General features: G+C 70.4%; 15 protein-coding genes. 7 read left to right on the forward strand and 8 right to left on the reverse strand.

Annotated features, from left to right (window positions below; genetic code table 11):
• The first annotated feature begins 59 nt into the window (after nt 1–59).
• Nucleotides 60–767, forward strand: a complete 708-nt coding sequence (gene mftE, locus NAM01S_RS06950) for a mycofactocin biosynthesis peptidyl-dipeptidase MftE (RefSeq protein WP_067781103.1) — start codon at nt 60–62, stop codon at nt 765–767.
• Complete coding sequence (gene mftD, locus NAM01S_RS06955; protein WP_067781106.1) at nt 764–1,972, forward strand: pre-mycofactocin synthase MftD; 1,209 nt, start codon at nt 764–766, stop codon at nt 1,970–1,972. Before mftE ends, mftD begins: the two co-directional genes overlap by 4 nt.
• A 51-nt stretch (nt 1,973–2,023) precedes the next feature.
• Here mftD and NAM01S_RS06960 read toward each other — a convergent pair whose 3' ends face one another.
• Nucleotides 2,024–2,491 (reverse strand): MarR family winged helix-turn-helix transcriptional regulator, encoded by a 468-nt coding sequence (locus NAM01S_RS06960; RefSeq protein WP_084482587.1) that lies wholly within the window; start codon nt 2,489–2,491, stop codon nt 2,024–2,026.
• Nucleotides 2,492–2,819: 328 nt separating this feature from the next.
• Between NAM01S_RS06960 and NAM01S_RS06965 the strand changes: the two genes are divergently transcribed.
• The 4 genes from NAM01S_RS06965 (at nt 2,820) to NAM01S_RS06980 (ending at nt 6,574) form a co-directional block, all read left to right on the forward strand.
• Nucleotides 2,820–4,496: a fumarate hydratase gene (locus NAM01S_RS06965; RefSeq protein ID WP_067781295.1), complete on the forward strand. Its 1,677-nt coding sequence runs from the start codon at nt 2,820–2,822 to the stop codon at nt 4,494–4,496.
• A gap of 164 nt (nt 4,497–4,660) precedes the next feature.
• Nucleotides 4,661–5,056, forward strand: a complete 396-nt coding sequence (locus NAM01S_RS06970; RefSeq protein WP_067781112.1) for a hypothetical protein — start codon at nt 4,661–4,663, stop codon at nt 5,054–5,056.
• Nucleotides 5,057–5,198: 142 nt separating this feature from the next.
• Nucleotides 5,199–5,387, forward strand: coding sequence for a hypothetical protein (locus NAM01S_RS06975; RefSeq protein WP_067781115.1), 189 nt, complete (start codon nt 5,199–5,201; stop codon nt 5,385–5,387).
• A gap of 677 nt (nt 5,388–6,064) precedes the next feature.
• Nucleotides 6,065–6,574 carry a M15 family metallopeptidase gene (locus NAM01S_RS06980; RefSeq protein ID WP_084482589.1) on the forward strand — a complete coding sequence of 170 codons (510 nt, stop codon included), beginning with the start codon at nt 6,065–6,067 and terminating at the stop codon, nt 6,572–6,574.
• Between the two features lie 293 nt (nt 6,575–6,867).
• On the opposite strand, the gene NAM01S_RS06985 is transcribed toward NAM01S_RS06980, so the two are convergent.
• The 6 genes from NAM01S_RS06985 to NAM01S_RS07010 all read right to left on the reverse strand — a co-directional run bounded on the left by NAM01S_RS06985 (nt 6,868) and on the right by NAM01S_RS07010 (nt 17,868).
• Nucleotides 6,868–7,140, reverse strand: a complete 273-nt coding sequence (locus NAM01S_RS06985) for a DUF2283 domain-containing protein (RefSeq protein ID WP_218018348.1) — start codon at nt 7,138–7,140, stop codon at nt 6,868–6,870.
• A 50-nt stretch (nt 7,141–7,190) separates the two neighbouring features.
• Nucleotides 7,191–8,543, reverse strand: coding sequence for an MFS transporter (locus NAM01S_RS06990; protein ID WP_067781118.1), 1,353 nt, complete (start codon nt 8,541–8,543; stop codon nt 7,191–7,193).
• 11 nt (nt 8,544–8,554) lie between these two features.
• Entirely contained in the window at nt 8,555–12,763 is a 4,209-nt protein-coding gene (locus NAM01S_RS06995) for a TIGR02680 family protein (protein WP_067781121.1), read from the reverse strand.
• A 2-nt stretch (nt 12,764–12,765) separates the two neighbouring features.
• A complete protein-coding gene (locus tag NAM01S_RS07000) occupies nt 12,766–14,169 on the reverse strand; it encodes a TIGR02678 family protein (RefSeq protein ID WP_067781304.1) in 1,404 nt (467 codons plus the stop codon).
• Nucleotides 14,169–15,788 (reverse strand): TIGR02677 family protein, encoded by a 1,620-nt coding sequence (locus NAM01S_RS07005; RefSeq protein WP_084482591.1) that lies wholly within the window; start codon nt 15,786–15,788, stop codon nt 14,169–14,171. The genes NAM01S_RS07000 and NAM01S_RS07005 overlap by 1 nt, the downstream gene beginning before the upstream one ends.
• 940 nt (nt 15,789–16,728) lie before the next feature.
• Complete coding sequence (locus NAM01S_RS07010; protein ID WP_067781307.1) at nt 16,729–17,868, reverse strand: NsdA family TPR-like regulatory protein; 1,140 nt, start codon at nt 17,866–17,868, stop codon at nt 16,729–16,731.
• Nucleotides 17,869–18,192: 324 nt separating this feature from the next.
• Here NAM01S_RS07010 and NAM01S_RS07015 point away from each other — a divergent pair, with 324 nt between their 5' ends.
• Nucleotides 18,193–18,540: a hypothetical protein gene (locus tag NAM01S_RS07015; RefSeq protein WP_067781124.1), complete on the forward strand. Its 348-nt coding sequence runs from the start codon at nt 18,193–18,195 to the stop codon at nt 18,538–18,540.
• A gap of 143 nt (nt 18,541–18,683) precedes the next feature.
• Here NAM01S_RS07015 and NAM01S_RS07020 read toward each other — a convergent pair whose 3' ends face one another.
• Entirely contained in the window at nt 18,684–19,568 is an 885-nt protein-coding gene (locus tag NAM01S_RS07020; RefSeq protein WP_067781127.1) for a PAC2 family protein, read from the reverse strand.
• Nucleotides 19,569–19,842: the final 274 nt, after the last annotated feature.

The following is a 19,842-nucleotide window of genomic DNA, read 5'->3' on the forward strand; positions in this document are numbered from 1 at the left end:
AATTTTGTCAGTCACTGAAAGTATTGATTTTGTCAGCGTGTGACGTTAATCTCGCCGACATGGGCACCATGGCGGATCTCACATGGCCGGAGGTGGGCGAACGCGCCGCCGCCGGCGCGATCCTCGCCGTGCCGGTGGGCGCGACCGAGCAGCACGGGCCGCACCTGCCGCTGTCCACCGACACCGACATCGCCGCCGCGCTCTGCGCGCGGTTGGCCGCGGTGCGCGCGGATGTGCTTGTGGCGCCCGCGATTCCGTACGGATCCAGCGGCGAGCACGCGGGTTTCGCGGGCACCCTGTCCATCGGGCAGGCCGCGCTGGAGCTGCTGATCGTGGAGCTGTGCCGCTCGGCCACCGACACCTTCGACCGCGTCCTCGTGGTGAGCGGACACGGCGGCAACCTGGAACCGCTGCGCCGCGCCGAGGACCTGCTGCGCCGCGAATCGCGTGACGTCCGGGTTCATCTGCCCAGTTATCGGGGCGGTCTGCACGCGGGCCGCGCCGAGACCGCGCTGCAGCTTGCGCTGCGCCCCGACGCGGTGCGGGCGGACCGCGCGGAGAAGGGCGACACCCGCTCGCTCGCCGAGTTGCTTCCGCTGCTGCGCGCCGGGGGAGTGCGCGCGGTGAGTCCGAACGGCGTGCTCGGCGATCCCGCGGGCGCGCATGCCGAGGAGGGGCGCGCACTGCTCGCCCAGCTGACCGACGACCTGATCGAGAGAACCCGGCACTGGTGGCCGGTGGCCGCCCCGAAAGGACTTTGCTCATGAATCCCTGGTTCGAAACCGTCGCCGAGGCGCAGCGTCGCGCGAAGAAGCGGCTGCCGAAATCGGTGTACGGCGCGCTGATCGCCGGTTCCGAGCGCGGCCAGACCATCGACGAGAACCAGAAGGTCTTCACCGAACTCGGTTTCGCGCCGCACTGCGCCGGTCCGATCGGCGAGCGCGACCAGTCGACGTCGGTGCTCGGCCAGCAGCTGTCGATGCCGGTGCTGATCTCGCCGACCGGCGTGCAGGCCGTGCACCCCGACGGTGAGGTGGCCGTGGCGCGTGCCGCCGCCGCGCGCGGTATCGCCATGGGACTCAGCTCGTTCGCCAGCAAGCCGATCGAGGAAGTGATCGCGGCGAACCCGGCCACCTTCTTCCAGCTCTACTGGTGCGGCGGCAAGGACGAGATCCTGCAGCGCATGGCGCGGGCCAAGGCCGCGGGCGCGGTCGGGCTCATCCTGACGCTGGACTGGTCGTTCTCGCACGGCCGCGACTGGGGCAGCCCGGTGATTCCGGAGAAGCTGGATCTGCGCACGATGCTGAAGTTCGCGCCGCAGACCCTTGCCCGGCCGCGCTGGCTGGCTACCTACGTCCGTTCCGGGCACATTCCCGATCTGACCGCGCCCAACATGGCGGTGGGCGACGCCCCGGCGCCCGGCTTCTTCGGCGCCTATGGCGAGTGGATGGGCACGCCCGCGCCGGACTGGGACGACGTGCGCTGGATCGTCGAGCAGTGGGACGGCCCGGTGATGCTCAAGGGCGTGATGCGGGTCGACGACGCGCGGCGCGCGGTCGACGTGGGCGTCGCCGCCATCTCGGTCTCCAACCACGGCGGCAACAACCTGGACGGCACCCCGGCCGCCATTCGCGCGCTGCCGGTCATCGCGGACGCCGTCGGCGGCCAGATCGAAGTCGTGCTCGACGGCGGCATCCGGCGCGGCAGCGACGTGGTCAAGGCGGTGGCGCTCGGCGCACGCGCGGTGATGATCGGCCGCGCCTACCTGTGGGGCCTCGCCGCCAACGGGCAGGCGGGCGTGGAGAACGTGCTCGACATCCTGCGCGGCGGCATCGACTCCGCGCTGCTTGGCCTGCGCAAGACGGCGGTCACCGACTTGGACCGTGGCGATCTTGTGGTGCCCGACGGTTTCCAACGGGCGCTCGGTGTTTCCGCGCGTTCGACGGCGAAGGTGGTGCCCGCCACGGCGTGAGCGAGCCGCGCGCCGGGGACGAGCGCGGGCGAGGTGCTGGTCCTCGGCCGCTCAGCTCGGCGGTTGCCGCCGGTGGTGCGCGAGCAGCGTGTCGTAGATGTCGGCCAGCGCGCTGAGCTGCTCGCGGTCCAGCGCGTTGATCATGTGCCTGCGCACGCTGCGCACGTGCGCGGGCGCGGCGGTGCCGAGCACGTCGGCGCCGCGCGGGGTGAGTCGCGCGGCGGTGCGGCGGGCGTCGTCGGGAATCGGCTCGCGCACCACGAGCCCGCGCTTCTCCATCCGGGTGATCTGGTGGGAGAGCCTGCTCTGCGACCACTCCAGCGCCTCGGCCAGATCGGCGAAGGTGAGCCGGTGGTCGTCGGAGCCCGCGAGGTTGGCGAGCACCGAGTACTCGACGTAGGTGAGGTTCGACTCCCGCGACGAGTCGCGCCCCACGGCGGCCGCGATGAGGTCGCGCGTGCGCACGAATCCCAGCCAGGCTCGCATTTCCACATCGTCGAGCCACTGCGGATCGGTCACGACAGCCTCCAAACTCTGACGTGTCATCTACATTGCCTCGCTGTGGTCGTGTCGAGCGCGACAAATCGTCGGATCTGACAGGTAGCACCCCCGGGGTTGAACGTGCAACCTTTTGTGCTGCTTACCAATTTGCGGCCGGTGGGCTCGCGTACCGGCGCCGAGGAGACGAGCGTGGGTCGCTGTGTCCGCCAGCACAATTAGGTTTGCCTAACCCTCGGCCGCTCGTTGGCCGCTGGATAGGCTCCCTGTGCTTGTGACCAGCCCGGCTCAGGCCGCCTGTGGCCGCTGGTCCGCTCGAGCCCCAGCCTCACCCGAAGGAGTGCGATCCGTGACCGCCCCGGAGTTCCGCTATTCAGATCTGCTGCCGACCGGCGCCGACGACACGCCGTACCGGCTGCTGACCACCGAGGGCGTCAGCACCTTCGAGCACAACGGACGCACGTTCCTGCAGGTCGACCCCGAGGTGCTGCGCCTGCTGACCACCGAGGCGATGCACGACATCAGCCACTACCTGCGCCCCGCGCACCTCGGCCAGCTGCGCAAGATCATCGACGACCCGGAGTCCTCGGGCAACGACCGCTTCGTCGCGCTGGACCTGCTCAAGAACGTCAACATCTCCGCGGGCGGCATCCTGCCGATGTGTCAGGACACCGGCACCGCGATCGTGATGGGCAAGAAGTCCGAGGGCGTGCTGACCGGCGTGGACGACGCCGAATGGATCAGCCGCGGCGTGTACGACGCCTACACCAAGCTGAACCTGCGCTACTCGCAGCTGGCCCCCATCACCATGTGGGACGAGAAGAACACCGGCTCGAACCTGCCCGCGCAGATCGAGTTGTACTCCACCCAGGGCGATCCCGCGCACCCGTCCTACAAGTTCCTGTTCATGGCCAAGGGCGGCGGTTCGGCCAACAAGTCTTTCCTCTACCAGGAGACCAAGGCCATCCTGAACCCCACGCGGATGCTGGAGTTCCTCGACGAGAAGATCCGCTCGCTGGGCACCGCGGCCTGCCCGCCCTACCACCTCGCGGTCGTGATCGGCGGCACCAGCGCCGAATTCGCGCTCAAGACCGCCAAATACGCCTCGGCGCACTACCTGGACAACCTGCCCACCGAGGGCTCGCTGGCCGCGCACGCCTTCCGCGACCTGGAGCTCGAGGAAGAGGTCTTCAAGCTCACCCAGGAATTCGGGATCGGCGCCCAGTTCGGCGGCAAGTACTTCTGCCACGACGTGCGCGTGGTGCGCCTGCCGAGGCACGGCGCAAGCTGCCCGGTCGCGATCGCGGTGTCCTGCTCGGCCGACCGCCAGGCGCTGGCCAAGATCACCCCGGAGGGCGTGTTCCTGGAGCAGCTCGAGCGCGAGCCCGCGCAGTACCTGCCCGAGCAGACCGACGAGATCCTCGGCGGCGACGTGGTGAAGATCGACCTGAACCGGCCGATGTCGGAGATTCGCGCGGAACTGTCGAAATACCCTGTGAAGACCCGGCTTTCGCTGACCGGCCCGCTGGTCGTCGCCCGCGACATCGCGCACGCGAAGATCAAGGAGCGGTTGGACGCGGGCGAGCCGATGCCCGAGTACCTGCGCGACATGGCCGTGTACTACGCGGGACCCGCCAAGACCCCGGATGGCTACGCCTCCGGCTCCTTCGGCCCGACCACCGCGGGCCGGATGGACTCGTATGTCGACCAGTTCCAGGCCGCGGGCGGTTCGTTCGTCATGCTGGCCAAGGGCAACCGTTCGGCGCAGGTGACCAAGGCGTGCAAGGAGCACGGCGGCTTCTACCTCGGTTCGATCGGCGGTCCCGCGGCCCGGCTCGCGCTGGACTGCATCAAGTCGGTCGAGGTGCTGGAATACCCCGAGTTGGGTATGGAGGCCGTCTGGAAGATCGAGGTCGAGGACTTCCCCGCGTTCATCGTCGTCGACGACAAGGGCAACGACTTCTTCGCCGAGACCCAGAAGCCCATCGCGCTGCGGGTGCGCACCCGGTCCAAAGAACGGGTCTGACACGCGCGGTTTCGCCTGCTCACCGGCGGTGCGCGGCGGTCGGCGGACCGCGTCGCGCGCCGTGCGGACATGGCGATGTCACCATGATCACCGGTGTGGCATCGCCGCCCTCCCGAGGCACCCTTAGCGGGGTAGGTCGAAGAAATTTCGAGTCGAGGAGGGCAATGAGTACGTCGTTTCGCGTCTCGGAATCGGCCGGGCGACGGCTTGTCGCGCGCGCCGCGCAGGAGGGAACCAGTTCGACCGCACTGCTGAACAGGTTGATCCGGGAGGGGGTCGACCAGTTGGAGCACCCGGGGATCGTGTTCCGTGGGCCGATCCACGACCGGCGCGCCGCACTGGCCGCCGGACCGGAGATCTGGGAGGTTGTCGCCCGGCTGCTCGAGCTGGAGGGGCCGGTCGAGCAACGGATCACCGTGCTGAGCGGGCAATCCGATCTGCAGTCACGGAAGATCCGCGCCGCGCTCGCCTACGCGCGGGAGTACGGGGTGGAGATCGGTGCGAGGATCGGTCGCAATCGTCAAGCCGCCGAAGCGATTCAGCGGGGCGAGCCGATCTAGCCCGAAAGCCGACCGGTTGGTCGCTGCGCCGAGGCCGTTCGCCGGCCTCGGCGCTTCTTCGTCTCGGGGGTGCGAAAAGGGCTCGAGGCGCGGATGATTCGGACAAATCGCTCTTGCCCATCCGGCGCGTAAGGTCGGTCCGATGTGGGCGATCGTGCAGACCTGGATTCCGGATTCCGACGGCGGCTTCGGCGAAGTGATCACCGAGACCTGTGAACGTGTCGCGGTGCGAGATGTCCTGGTGGAGGCCGACGTTCCGGTCGGTGTGGGCGACCGTGTCCGGCTGGAGTACGTCGACGGCGAGTTGGTGCGTGTCGTCCGGGCGCAGTAGGGGATTGGTAGCAGTGCCCGCCCGAGTGTGATCCACAGCACTGGATAACTATGTGGACAGCGGTCTTTCCTGTGGATAGTGGGGTTGGCAGGCAAGCGGTTTGGGGATCGGATGGGTCGATCTGGGGCCGGGATGTAGCCGTTAGCTATCACGGCTGGTTATCCACACGCCTGTGGATTCGTAGGGCTGAGTGTTTGCTAGCCGGTCTTCTCTCCACAGGTAATACACACGAAATCGCTGGTGTGAGCCGAAAGTTGGCATCGAGTGCTGATTTCCTGTGGGTATGCCGACGTGGCATCGGCGCTGCTCCGCGGGTGCGCTCGAAAGGACCGTCCAGTATCGGCCCGGCCGCCCCGTGCAACCCGCCGCCGCACTGCCGAGCGGAGAGAAGTGGTTTCGACGGAAGAGAAACGCGTGGCCGAATATCCTTGTCGGGCAACCACTTCTCTCCGTCGGTTCGCGGGAACCGGCCGCTGCGCGGGTGTCAGTGGCCGACTGGGGGTTGCCGAACCCCACGGTGTGCCAAGAGGGAGACCGGCTGGAACGATGTGGTGTCGTGCGCCGGACGGGACCGGTGTCGAAAGTGCTGCGCCACAATCGGCGCCGGGTGTGGTGTCGATCCCCCGAGCGGTTCGGGCCGGGAGACCGGGGAGTGGGCCGCCGTTACTATGGCGCCCATGCTGACGAGCGAGGGTATCGGGAAGCGGATGGCGGTCGGCGTCCTGGCGGCGGCCGCGATCGGGGGCGCCGCCGCACCGCAGGCGCTGGCCGCGCCGACCGGACAATGGGAGGTCGTCGGTTCGGCCGCGGGCACCGAGGGACTCGATCCGGTGCTCGCGGTGGCGTACACCCTCGCCGAGAACGCGGCGCACGCCGAAGACGTTCCGCTGTGGATCAACTCGGGCCACCGCAGCTACGCCGAGCAACAGGCCATGTGGGAGGACGGCATCGCCACCTACGGCAGCCCCGAGGAGGCGCGCCGCTGGGTGCTGCCACCCGAGGAGTCGACCCACGTCGCGGGCCGCGCCGTCGACGTCGGCCCGCAGGAGGGTGCGCAGTGGCTCGCACAGAACGGGAACCGCTGGGGCATCTGCCAGACCTACGCGAACGAATGGTGGCACTTCGAAGTCGCCACCGTCCCCGGCGGCGCCTGCCCGCCGCCCCGCGCGGACGCCAGCGAGCGCTAAGCGGCGCCGCGCCACGGATGTCGGCGGGCCTAGGCGTTGCGCCACGGACGCCAGCGAGCGCTAGGAGAGGCGCGCCCCGGACGTCGGGCAGAGGTCGGAACGCGGGCGAGCGCCGGAACGGGACGATGCGGGCCCGGGTTCGGTGGCCTCAGGAGTGCGCTCTTGGCGCGCTCCGAGAGGGTTTCGAGCCGGTCACCCGGACTGCGCTGCTGGTGCACGGCGAGATGCGTGCGAGCCCCGCTCCTTCGGTGCGCACCGCTGCGCGCGCGCTCGGAAGGTCCCAGCGGGTCACCTCAAGAGTGGGTCGGTGGTGTGGGTGCCCGGCCGAGGACTTCGGTCGGCACGATGCGTTGGGCGCCGAGGACCTCGAAGCCGAGGAGGGTGCCGGACGCGCTGAAGTCCAGCACCACGGTTCCGCCCTCGACCGGGGTGACGATCTGGCGGGTCGCCTCGCCGGGGGCCACTTCGTCGGCGATGGTGAAGTAGGCGGCGTCGGCGGCCGGGTCGTAGGTCATGTGCATGTCCGGGTCCTCCGTCGCATCGCCGTGCGGTCCTGAGCACTTCACGGTAACTCCGATCCGGCTGGGCCGCCGACACGCGAGCCGTATACCGGTGGTCAGCGCACCGGCGCGGGCTCGGCCTCGGGTTCGGCCGACGCCGGTCGAGCTCCTGCGTGGCTCGCGCGCCGCGGCAACACCCAGAACAGGACAAACGTGCAGGTCAGGCTGATCGCGCAGACCGCGACGACATACCAGGCGACCGCACCGGAACCGGCACCCGCGGTCCACAGCGCCGTAGCGATCAGCGGCGCGAGCCCGCCGCCGAGAATCACGGAGATCTGAACGATCAGCGATGTTCCCGAGTACCGCACCGCGGCGGGGAACAGGTCGGCGATGATGATGCCGCCCACGCTGTGGCTGATCGGCAGGACAACGCCCATCCCGAGCAGCGCGAGAAACACCACGACCCGATCGCCGGTGTTCAGCAGCGGGAAGTAGACCGCGCACCACGCCAGCAGCGCCGCGGTGCCCGCGAGGAAGACCCGCGCGGTGCCGACCCGATCGCCGAGCGCGCCCCACAGCGGCATGGTGGCGCACCAGACGACCGCGGCCACGATGACGCCCGTCAGCAGAAAGTCCCTGCTGAACCCGAGCGTCTTGGTGCCGTAGGTGAGCGTGAAGACCATGAAGATGTACACCACGGCCGAGGTCGCCACCGCCGCCAGCAGGATCAGCGTCAGCCGCGGCAACCCGACCCGCAGCGCGTCGCGCAGCGGAAACGCCGACACCTCGCCGCGCCGCACCAGCCCCGCGTACTCCTCGGATTCGGTGATCCGCAGCCGCACCACCAGCCCGACCACCACGAGAATCACGCTGAGCAGGAACGGAATCCGCCATCCCCAGGACAGGAAGGCCGAATCCGGAAGCAGCGCACTCGTACCGAGGAACATCGCGTTGGCCAAAATCAACCCCGCGGGCGTTCCCATCTGCGGGAAACTCGCATACCGGTTGAGCCGCCCCGGCGGCGCGTGCTCGATGGACAGCACGGTCGCGCCCGCGCCCTCACCGCCGAGACCGACACCCTGCGCCAGCCGCAAGACGACCAGCAGCACCGGCGCCCAGAAGCCGATGCTCGCGTAGGTGGGCAGCAGCCCGATCAGCGTCGAACTCACGCCCATCAGGATCAGCGAAACCACCAGCGTGGTGCGCCGCCCGAACCGGTCGCCGAAGTGCCCGAACAGCAATCCGCCGATGGGTCGCGCGCCGAAACCGACGGCGAACGTGCTGAATGCCGCGAGGGTGCCCGCGGCCGGGCTCAGCGACGGAAAGAACTGCTTGCCGAAGATCAACGCCGACGCCGTGCCGTACAGCATGAAGTCGTACCACTCGAGCGTGGTGCCGACCAGGGTCGCCGCGGCGACCCGGCGCGGCGCGGACGCGGCGGTGGAGCGGGGTGGAACAGAAATCACTGCGATCCGTTTCAGCCGACGGGCGCGGGTGCGCCCGGCATGTCGTCGAGGGTCAGCCCGCCCTCGATGGTGGTGGGCACCCGGCGGCGGTTGGGTGAGCCGAGCGCGGTGGTCAGGTCGCTGCCGTCGTGTTCGGCGAGCAGGTCGCCGCTGTCCCACACCAGCAGCGTCGCGCTCACCGTGTTCTCGGCGGTGGAATGCGCCAGGTCGTAGTGCGCGCAGCCCGGCACGTGCGGGTAGGTGATCCACAGGTCGTAGCCGGTCATGAACAGGTCGAGGTCGAATTGCACGCTCAGGCCGAGCAATTCGCTGCGGCCGTTGTCGTCGACGCCCGCGAACGCCTCGTCCAACGCCAGCAGGCGCGGCGCCTGCGGATCGGCGGAGTCGAGCATGACGTGCGCCGCCGCGAACAACGGCAGGTGCAGCGACACCGACTGCTCGCCGCCGGACAGCGCGCTGTGCCTGGCGACGGTGAGCTTGTCCTCGCTGCCGTCGCCGGAGATCAGCGTGAACGAGAACACCCGCCACGTGCGGTAATCGAGGGTGGCGGCGAGGATCTCGGGGTAGGAGCGTTCCGGGTGCGCGGCGCGCGCGGCGCGAATCTCGGCGGCGAAGTGGGCGCGGATCGCGGCGAGATCGTCGGAACTCAGGGTGGTGGCGTCGCGGTCGAGGAGCTTGCACATCGCCCGCGCGGCGTCGGAGAGATTGTCGGCGAGCACCCAGTGCACGCCGATGGTGTTGCCCGAGGACATCCGCCGCTGCTTCATCTCCGCGCCCATCTTGGCGATGAGTTCGCGTGCGTCGCTGGTGCGTTCGTGGATCTGCTGGGCGAGCCCGGTGAGCAGCGCGTCCTCCAGGATGCGGCGCTCGGCGTCGGTGAGCAGCAGTTCCTGGTCGTGCCGGGCCTGGTCGATGCGTCCGGCGAAGTCGGCTAGCGCGGCGACGCCGTGCTCGTCCTGCACTTGCACCACGGTCAACCCGTCGGCCGCGTCCCACTGCAAGCGGTAGTCGCGGCCCGAGGCGGCCAGCGCGGCGTCGAACTCCTGAAGCGCCGAGGTCACCGCGCTGCGGGTGGACTTGCGCGCCGCCTCGCCCGCGCGCACCGACGCGGTTGCCGAGGCGAGGCTTTCGAAGAGCTCGGCCACTTCGTCGGGCAGCACCCGCGGTTCGGATTCCGGACCCGCCTGGGTGATGCGATAGAGCAGCTGTTCTGGCGTCGACCACGCCGCGTCGCTGCTCGGCCACCGGCACTCGGGCGCGGCGCCGAGCAGCGACAGCAGATCCGGCTGGGCGTACGGGGCAAGGCTTTTCACATCGGCGAGCACCTCGGTGAGCGCGGTGCCCAGCGATTCGTGCGCGGTGCGGTAGGCGGCTTCCGCGTCGCCGACCGCCTCGATGGCCGCGTTGGCGGCCTTGCGCGCGGCCTTCTGTTCGGCCCTCGTCGCCTCGATGCGCTGCCTGGCCTGCTCTAGTTCGCGGTCGATGTCGGCCGCGCCGGCGCCGAGCGCCTCGCGCAGCGTCTCCAGTTTGCGCAGCTGCTCCTGGTAGCCGGCCTGGGCGGCCTCGGCCTCCTCGGCGAACGCCTCGGCGAGGTCGCGCGCCTCGTCGTGCCGGTCGGCGCTCTCGCGTTCGCGTTCGCGCTCGCGCTCGTGGTCGGCGCGCAGCCGGAGCAGCCCGGTGCCGGTGTTCTCGAAATGCCGGATGGCGGCGGCGAGCGCGTCCAGTTCGCGCGGGTCGCGCGGCGCGCGGTGCGCGACGGCGGCTGCCCGCAGCTTCTTCTCGATGGCCGCGACCTCGGTGACCGCATGGTCCAAATCCTTCTCGGCCTGCGCGGCGGCCTCCGAGCGGGAACGCATGACGCCCGCGTTCTCCGACACCGCGCGCAGCGCGGCCGTGACCGCGGCCGGGCGCGGAAGAGCCTTGGCGGCGGCCGTGATTCGGGCCAGTTCCGTGTGCGCCGCGTCCGCTTCCTCCCGCGCGACGCGCTGCGCCTCGGCGGCCGCGTCCAGCGCGTTCGCCAACTCGGCGAGCCGAAGCTCCCGGCGGCGGGCTCGCGCCGTCGCGCCGATGAACTCGGCGTCGGTCTTGTGATGCCTGCCCACCTGCACGCCCTGCCGGAACCCGCCCGCGCCGCTGATCGCCACGCCCGCGGCGCCGTCGAGGTCGTCGAGCAGGGCGATCGAGGCAAGCACGTCGGCGACGACCTGCCGCGGGACGGTCAGGCCGTCGGTGTCGTCCTCCACCACGAGCACGTCCGCGAGGGTGCGCCCGGCGGGCCGCTGCTGCGCTGGCAGGGGGACGAGGAACTGATCGCAATAGTCCTCGGGCTGTTCGTCCTCCGCGCAGACCCACGCGTCCAGCAGACCGGCGGCGTGCAGCGCGGCCTCGATGCCCGCGGCGGTCTCTGGCGACACGCCGTCGGCGAAGCGGACCAACCGCCACAGCGGGGCGCCGGGACGACTCGACCGGTCCTCGCTGCGCGCCATGGGGTTTCGCGGCGCGTCGTCGCGCTGCGCGCCGACCCGGTCGCGCTCGGCGGTGAGCTCGGCGATCTGTTCGGTCGCCGCCGCGGCGCGCGCCTTGGCCGCCACCCGACGGTCGCGCAACTCGTCGAGCAGCGGTTCGGCGCGTTCGGCAAGCACCTCCGCCACGCCAGCCGCGTCATCCGATCCGACCTTCGCCAGCGCCGCGTCGAGGGCGTCGAACAGACCGCCGCCGAGCGGGAGGTAACAGTCGCGGTGCGCGTCCCACCAGGCGCGCAGTGCCGCCGCGGCCTCGGTGCGAGCCAAGGTCACCGCGGCCTCGGCGTGTGCCACCTCGGCGGCGGCAGCCTCGCGCGCTTGGACCGCGCGCTCGGCAAGTCGTTCCGCCCTGGTCCGCTCGGCGGCGGCGGAGTCCATGAGCACCAACGCTTTACGCACCGCGCGCACGTCGGCGTCGCGCTCCTCGGCCCGCGCCCGCACGGTCGCGGTGAGCTGATCGCCGCGGGCGTCGTCCGACAGCGCGGTCCACGCGATGCCCGCCTCCTCGGCGGCGGCGCGCAACTCGTCCTCGCCGCGGGACAGCGCGGCGGCGGCCCGCTGGACCGCGGCGCGCGCCCGCTCGGCCTCCTCGGCCCGCTGATCCAGGGTCTGACGCGCCTTGAGCGCCTTGTCGCGGTGCACCGCCGCCGAGGTCTCCAGCCTGCGCACCGCGTCGGCGAGGTCGTCGAGCTGCTGTTTGCCCTCGTAGGCGCTGGAGCGTTGCAGGGTCTCGCGATCGGTGAGGGCCTGCTCGTAGGCGCGGTCGGCGTCGTCGGCGCGGGCCTCCGCCGCGGTGCGCTCGGCCTCGCGGCGCTCGCGCAGCGCGGTCGCGGCGAACAGGGCGGTGCTGGCGTGGGTGACCGCGTCCAGCCTGGCGCGCACCTGGTCGACATCGGTCTTCGCCTGTACCGCGAGGTATTTCCGGTACACGCCGACGAACGCGCGGGTGGCGGTGTCGGCGTGCACCAGGCCCTCGAGCGTGCGGCCGACCTCCTCCATATCGCTGAAAGAGCGCGCCGCGTCCAGGATCAGCTGTTCGTCCAGCGGGCGCAGGCCGTCGGTGAGCGCCTGGGACAGTCCGCGCGGGTCCAGGTTCTTGGCCAGCTGCGGACGGCGCAGCGTCAGAATGAGATTGATGAGCTGGTCGTAGCGCTGCTGGCCGAGCCCGAACATGCGGGCGTCGATGGCGGCCCGGTACTCGACCGGCCGGTCCACGATGGAGTCGGTGCCGATCTGTTCGGCCAGCTGCTTGCGGGTGAACGGGCGATCGTCGGGCCCGATCAGCGAGAAGTCCACACCCACCCGGCCGTCGGCGACGAAATACCAGCGCGTGACCTTGTCCGAGGAGCGGGTCGCGCGCATGCCGATGCCGACGGTGACCACCTCGGGGTCGTCCCATTTGCCGCGCGCGAACTCCATCCAGACATAGGAGTAGGCCGATTCCTGCTTGCGATACAGCAGATTCGATTTCATCGTGCGCTCTTCGCCCGCGAACGGGTTGAGCCTGCGCGGCTCGATGCGGCCGTCCAGCACGAAGGGGAACAGCACCTCGAGCGCCTTGGTCTTGCCCGACCCGTTGGGTCCGCGCAGCACCAGCCTGCCGTCGGCGAAGCAGAATTCCTGGTCCCGGTAGTCCCACAGGTTGACGATTCCGGCGCGGGTCGGGATGAAACGCACTCCGCCGTGGATGACCGACATGTTCAGATCCCTTCCGTACCGGTGCTTGCGGCCCCGACCGTGTCGGCGGCGGTGACGAACAGTTCCGCGGCCCGCTTGGTGCGCACGGTGACCACCGCGCCGCGGTAGCGGGCCAGCGCGGGCAGCACGAGCAGTCCGTCCTCGACCACCTGGATCAGGCGAAGCCGCGCGAGCAGCGCGGTGACCTGCGCGGTGAGCCCTGGCACGTCGGCCTGCCATTGCGCGGCGAAGGTGACGCCGTAGCGGTCGGTGAGCGCACGCACGGTGTCGCGCACCCAGTCGGCCGAGACGTACGGGTAGGTCGCCTCGGGTTCGACCTCGTCCATCGTCGAATCCGCTTCGCCCGCTTCGGTTTCGAACGGAAGATCGGCCATCGGGGCGAACAGCGTCGATTCGGGGATGGCGTCGTCCAGCTCGTCGGCCAGCGTCTCGCCCGGCTCGACCCGGCGTGGGCGGCGGGGGAGCGGATGGTCGATGTCGAGGACGACGTCCGCGATCTCGCCGACCAGCAGCAGCGCCACCTGGGCGAGCGTGCCGGTGCCTGGAAAGCGCACATCGGACAGCCGACCGGAGGTGTCGATGAGCGCGACGCCCTCGGCCCTGCGTTCGGCGCGCAGACCGGTGAACAACTCGACATCGGCGACCGTGCGCTCCTGCGCAAGCACCGGACGCTCCTCGGGAGCCAGATCCTCGGCGTACACCACCGGTCGCTCTACCAGCGCACGGCGCACCCGCCGGGCGAGCTCGCCGGACTGCGCGGCGGGCTGACCCGCGGTGACGGCGGGATCCTCGGCGAGCAGCCCGCGCACGCTGTGCAGATGCTGGAGCGCCCGCGGCGGGCGAAACAGCGCGAAGACCACCGGCCGGTCGATGTCGTAGAGCGCCTCGCCCGCCTCGGGATCGGCCGCCCAGCCGCCCGCGTCACCGTCGGCGAGGGCCAGCGCGCCGCGCGCGGCCAGCCAGCCGACCGCGTCGACGAACGCGTCGCGGTCCGCCGCGCGATCCGGGGCGAGCTCGAGCCCGTCGATCCGCGCCGTGTACGCCGCGACCTGATCGGCCAGTTCGGAGAGCGTGATCTGATCGCCCGCGCGGCCGAGCGCCGCGAGCGCCAGCGCGAGGTAGGCGTAGCGGCGGCGGTCGAAGACGCGGTCGTTGACCGTGCGCGCGGGTTTGCCGCCGTCCAGCCGGTCGATGACCGGGTAGACGCGCGCGGTGGTCTCGGTGACCTCGAGCCGGTAGCCGAAGAGTTCGGCTAGGTCCTCGCGCAGCTCGGTGGCCCACCGGCGGATCAGCGGCAGCGCGATCCGATCGGGATAGGTGCGGGTCACCAGGTGGTTGGCGAGGATCACCCTGGCGGCGCGCTGATAGTTGTCCAGTGCCAACGCGTCGATGCGGCGCGCGTGAATCATGCCGCGCCCCCTGTGGTTTCGGCGTCCGATACGGCAGTGTCCTTGCCGCGCCCCGGATGCCCGCCGCGGGACTTGGTCGCGCGGACGTCGAGCTTGCGGTTGTTCAGGTGCAGCAGGCCGCGCGAGGTCCGCACCACGGTCGGTTCCGGGTGTTCGGAGACCGTGAGCGTCACGCCGCTGTCGGACCCGGTGGTCCCCGCGACCCGGCCGCTTACCGGCACCCAGGCTGTCGAGGCGGCGTCGAGCAGTCGCAGCAGCACCTCGGTCTCGCGCTCGTCGAGCACCCGCTCGTGGACATCCGCGGCCGCCAACGACTGCGCCGCCTCCGCCCTGGCCCGCTGCGCGGCGAGCTGGGCCTCGCGCAAACGGCGAATCCCCGCGTCGTTGCGCTGGATTCGGCCCGGCGCGCCCGCCGAGGGCGGTCGTCCGGTTTCGGCCAGTGTGCGCGAGATCTCCAGCGGCGGCGCCTCCCACCAGGACCGCGTCGCGGGCACGATGTCGGCGTCGGGATGTTCCATGGCCAGGTGGCGCGGCCTGCCGAGCCCGAATACCGCGTCGAAGAGCGCGTGCGCGCTGTCCGCGGTCGGCGCGGCGGTGAACCAGCCCGCCAGGTGACGCAGCGCCGATTCCCGGCTCACCCCGCCGCGGCGCGTCTCGGTGACCCGCCGCAGCAGCGACAGCACGGCCGCGATCGCGCTCATGGTTGCCTCGCGCAGCCGGTCCGCCTCGGTGGACTCGCCTTCGCCGCCCGAGGTGACGAACCAGGTACGCAGACCGTGCCAGCGTGCGCGCCAGTCCGCCTCGCGTTCGGCGGCGCTCAGCAGCACCCGTTCGTCGCAGCTCGCGGCGCGGACGATGAGCTCGTCGACGCCGGTCTCCTCGATCTCGCCGATGGCGGCGGACAGCCGCGGCACGAAACGCGCCAGATCCATGCTGAACTCGCGCATGTGCGCGAGCAGCGCGTCCTTGTGCGCGAGAAACGATTCCGGGGTGATCTCGGTGGTGCGCACCAGATCGCCGAGCGACAGGTAGAAGTGCGCGGCGCGCGCGGCCATGTCGGACAGCGCCGCGTCCAGCCTGCGCAGCGTGCGGTAGACGCGCTCGGCGTCGCCCGCCCGGTTCGCCTCGGCGAGGGTGTGCAGGTCGGCGAGCAGTTCGGGCAGCACAAGCCGGGACAGCGACGCCTCGTCCAGTCGCGCCTCCAGCACGCCCGCCACCGCGCGATAGGCCTGGAACCCGGCCTGGGAGAACTGGTAGACGTAATGCCGGTTGCGGTATTCGGCCAGCGTCGCCGCCCTGGTGCCGTCGTAACTGCGCTCCAGCACGCCCCACTGGTGCAACTGGTCGAGCAGCGGTCCGATCTCCGCGGCGCTCAGCGGCGCGGCGTCGGCGCGCCGGAAAAGGCCGGGCTGCGGTTCGCCCGAACCGCTTTCGTCCGCGTCCGGCGAAGGTCCGCTCTCCGCGACCCGCGCCCGCCCGCCGTTGCGGCGAATCCAGTCCGCCACGTCGTCGGCGTGCAGCAGCACCACGTACGCCGCGCGCGCACTGTCGAACGCCCGCAGCACCCAGAGATATTCGGCCCGCTTCTCCGCGGTCGCGAAAGAGAACAGCCGCAGCCGCTCGTCCCACAGCACGGACGTGCTTAGCTGGTCAGCCAGTTCAGCCGAGCTGGACTGGTCGCGGACGGCGGCGGTGCCGGACTCGGCAGCGTGCACGGCGAAGCTTGGTTGGTCAGCCAGTTCAGCCGAGCCGAGCTGGTCGCGCACGGTGGCTGTGTGCCGAATCCCGGTGCCGCATGCGGGTTCCGCGATCTCCGTCCGATGCGGACGTCGATCGCTGCGGCGCTGCGGCGCGCTGCCACGCGCTGAGGTGTCGGCCTCAGCACCGTGCACGGCGGAGCGTGGTTGGTCACCCAGGTCAGCTGAGCCGGACTGGCTACCGAGGGCACCTGTGTCGGCCTCAGCGTCGAGGACGGTTGTGCCGGACTGGTTACCGAGCGTGGCTGCGCTGGGCTCCGCGCCGAACGCGGCTGTGTTGGGGTTACCGGCAATGGCTGTGCTGGGCTCGGTGCCGAGCGCGGTTGTGCCGGGCTGGTCACCGGCCGCGGCCGTGCGGGGCTTTCCGCCGAGCGCGGCTGTGCCGGGCTGGTTACGGAGCACGGTTGAACCGGGCTCGTCACCGCGCGCGGCGGAGCCTGGCTGGTTACCCTGGACAACCGAGCCGGACTGATAACCCGCGGCGGCAGTGCCTGGCTCGGTGCCGAGCACGGCTGGGTCAGGCTGGTTACCCAGACCAGCCGAGGCGGGTTTGTCGCCGAGGCCCGCGCTGGCCTCACCACCGCGCACGGCGGTGCCGGATTGGTTACCGTGCACGGCGGGGCCAGGCTGGTCACCCAGGGGGGCTGAGCCGGGCTGATCGCCGTGGGGCGGGCCGTCGTCGGAGTCGGTCACCGGGAACAGGGTAGTAGCGGGCCGGTCGCCGCCGGCAAGACCGACCCCTGTTCGGCGTGGCTGGGTCCGCCGCGCTGCCGTTCGCCCGCCGTCCGCCGGGGACCGCTCACTCGGTGGACAGGGCGCGCAGCTGCTCGAGGTAGCAGCGGGTGCGCGGATCGCCCGGGTAGCGTTCGATGATCTCGCGCGCCACCTCGCCCGCGATCCACATCAGCGAGGGCAGCGAGCGGCGTTTGCCCGAGAAGGCGCGCATGCCCTCGGCCACGGCGAGTTCCAGGTCGCGGTTGCGCACGGCGACGACGGCCAGCGTCAAGTGCGCCTCGGCGACGCGCATCGGATTGCGCAGGGTGCCGTCGGCGCGGGTGGAGTTCCGGATGACCTCGCGGGCAAAGGATTCCGCGAGCCGATCCTCGCCCGCGACGCGGCAGCAGTCCATCGCGTAGAAGTCGAACTTCTGCGGATCGACCACGAAGTGGTTGTCCAGGTTCGCCGGATGGTCGAGTCGCTCCAGGATCGCCCGGCCGATGCCGAGCGCCCGCTCCACCTCGCCCCGATCGCCAAGCCGCGCCCACGCTTTGGCGCGTTGCGCGGCGAGTTGCACGCCGACGCCGAACTCGCGGCTGTCCTCCAACGCGCCGTCCACCGCTTCCACAGCGCCCCGGTAGTTACCTTGGGTGAGCGCGAACCACGCCGCCATTTCGGCGGCCCAGCCGGTGATCTCGCGATGCCCGGCCTCATTGCCGAGCGACCACGCTGCGCGCCGGGTCGCCTCCGCCGAGGTGCGGCGGCCGAGGTCGTAGTCCACGCAGCCGACCAGCAGCGCGACCCAACCGGCGAGCACCAGGATCTCCCGGTGCTGGGCCAGCGTCAGCCGCCCGTCCAGCAGCGAGGTGATGCGGCGCAGCCAGGACGTGCCCTCGGCGTGCAGTTCGTGCGGATCGGCGTAGGAATACTCGCAGCACAGGCGCTCGGCGGTGATCCGAACGGCGTCCAGCGTCGCGGCGGAGACGTCGGACATGCGCAGCCTGCCGATGAACTCGAGCGTGTCCATCCCGGTGGCCGAGAGCAGTTCGTCGTCCCGGTTCGGTCTGGCCTTGGGAAAGAACGCCGCCGTGACGGTATCGAACGCGGCGGCGATGATGGGCGCGTAGAAGTCGTCGGGTCGCGACTCGCCCGACTCCCAACGCCGCCAATTGCGTAGCAGCGTGCTGTCGGTCGGCAGATTGTGCGAAGACTTCGCACGCATCACGCGGACTGCGTCGGCCTGTGACCACCCCCTCGCATCGCGCTCGGAACGCATCCGGACAGCCCAGACGGGTCGATCGTCTCCAGCGGCCACGGTTGTAGTATCGCACCAGTTAACGCGCGGTGGCCCGGATAGGGCATCTAGATGTCACTGGGTTGACACCTGCATTCGCAGTTTGGCGTCAGCGATCCTGAGGAGGGAGCGGTCGGATTGCCGGATTTGCGTCTGTAAGTACAGATGCAAGGCCGAGACCGCCCCACCGGCAGTACCCTGCACGGGAAGATCCAAACAAGAGAACAGCGGCCCAATCCAACGGAGGTTCGGGTGGAAGCGTTGATCTATGGATACTTGCGTGACGATCTGGCCGACGGCCACAGCGAAGAGCTCGAGCGGGCGATGAGCACGCTCGCCCAAGCCGAAGGGCTTTGCTTCGCCGCAACATTCCATGAATCGACAGCGGGTGACGGCACGGCGTTCGCGGAACTGACGCAGGAACTCAAGCGCGCCGACGCGCACCACGTGGTGGTGCCGTCACTCGATCACTTTGCCGGCCAGACGATTCCGCGCGACATTCTGATCGCGAAGCTGGCCCAGGACGCGGCGGCCCAGGTCTGGACCGTCGAGGAGGTGCGGGCGACGAGCGTCGCTGCCCCGCCACCGACCGTCTCGTGACCACCCCGGAACCGAAGGATGCGAGCAACACCTGACGGTGTTGCTCGCACGGGGGACCGAGCTGTTGTTCTGCTCGCTCGCGGGCTGTCGTACTGCTCCACAGGAGAAAGAGCCGTCGCGGAATCGCGCCGCGGGGCAGTCGATCACAACCCGAAACTACCGGGACCCCTTCTGCGCAAGTACTTTTCGAACTCCGCGGCGATCGCGTCGCCATCGATCTTGGCCATCGCGTCGTTCAGATCGACCGCCGCGTCACCGCGCTCTTCCAGCGAACGCACGTACTCGGTGATCTCCTCGTCGCCCACCGTCATCTCGTTGACCGCGGCCTCCCACTCCTCGGCCTGCTTGGGCAACTCGCCGAGCGGCACCTCGATGTCGAGCACGTCCTCGACCCGATGTAGCAACGCGATCGTCGCCTTGGGATTCGGCGGCTGCGACACGTAGTGCGGAACCGCCGCCCAGAACGACACGGCAGGCACCCCGGCCTTGACGCACTGGTCCTGCAGCACGCCGGTGATGCCGGTCGGGCCCTCGTAGCGGGTCTGTTCCAAGCTGAAACGCTCGGCCGCTTCCTTGCTGTAGGCGGAACCGGTGACCGGGACGGGCCTGGTGTGCGGGGTGTCGGCGAGCAGCGCGCCGAGAATCACCACGGTCTGCACGCCCAACTGTTCGATGAACTCGAGCAGGTCCGCGCAGAAGCTGCGCCACCGCATGTTCGGCTCGATCCCGCGCAGCAACACCACATCCCGGTCGCTGCCCGGCGGGGAACACACCGAGAGCATGGTGGCGGGCCACTGGATTTCCCTGGTCACGCCGTCGACCTGACGCACCGTCGGCCGATTCACCTGATAGTCGTAGTAGTCCTCGGAATCGAGTTCGGCCAGCGGCTCGGCGTCCCAGATCAGTTCCAGATGCTCCACGGCGCCGCTCGCCGCGTCACCGGCGTCGTTCCAGCCCTCGAAGGCGGCAACCAGCACCGGATCCCGCAACGTCGGCAGTTCCGAATCGGAAGTTTCACTGGGGTTCACCCGGTCAGCCTACGGTGTGCGCTCGCCCGGTGCTGTATCTATTGCGCGCTGGCGCGCGCGTGTTCGCGGCCCCCTGGTGTCTCGCGTCCGAGACCGCGCGTCTCGCGACTGCGTCGCATGCGCCACGCGGTCTCGGCCGCGAGACGGGCCGCGAACGGGCTCGTAAGACTCGCCCTCGAGGTGGTCGGGCGGGTGGGGACGGCGCGTCGGTGTCGCTTGCGCGCCAGTGGGGTGGTGGGCCGATGCCGGTGTTGTTCGCGCCAGGGTCGCCGAC

Source organism: Nocardia amikacinitolerans NBRC 108937 (genome assembly GCF_001612615.1).
In the GTDB taxonomy this organism is placed as follows: Bacteria; Actinomycetota; Actinomycetes; order Mycobacteriales; family Mycobacteriaceae; genus Nocardia; species Nocardia amikacinitolerans.

Coding starts and splice junctions, on each gene's coding strand:
- mftE (WP_067781103.1), top strand. CDS start 60: ATGGGCACCATGGCGGATCTCACATGGCCGGAGGTGGGCGAACGCGCC.
- mftD (WP_067781106.1), top strand. CDS start 764: ATGAATCCCTGGTTCGAAACCGTCGCCGAGGCGCAGCGTCGCGCGAAG.
- NAM01S_RS06970 (WP_067781112.1), top strand. CDS start 4,661: ATGAGTACGTCGTTTCGCGTCTCGGAATCGGCCGGGCGACGGCTTGTC.
- NAM01S_RS06975 (WP_067781115.1), top strand. CDS start 5,199: ATGTGGGCGATCGTGCAGACCTGGATTCCGGATTCCGACGGCGGCTTC.
- NAM01S_RS06980 (WP_084482589.1), top strand. CDS start 6,065: ATGCTGACGAGCGAGGGTATCGGGAAGCGGATGGCGGTCGGCGTCCTG.
- NAM01S_RS06995 (WP_067781121.1), bottom strand. CDS start 12,763: ATGTCGGTCATCCACGGCGGAGTGCGTTTCATCCCGACCCGCGCCGGA.
- NAM01S_RS07010 (WP_067781307.1), bottom strand. CDS start 17,868: ATGCGTGCGAAGTCTTCGCACAATCTGCCGACCGACAGCACGCTGCTA.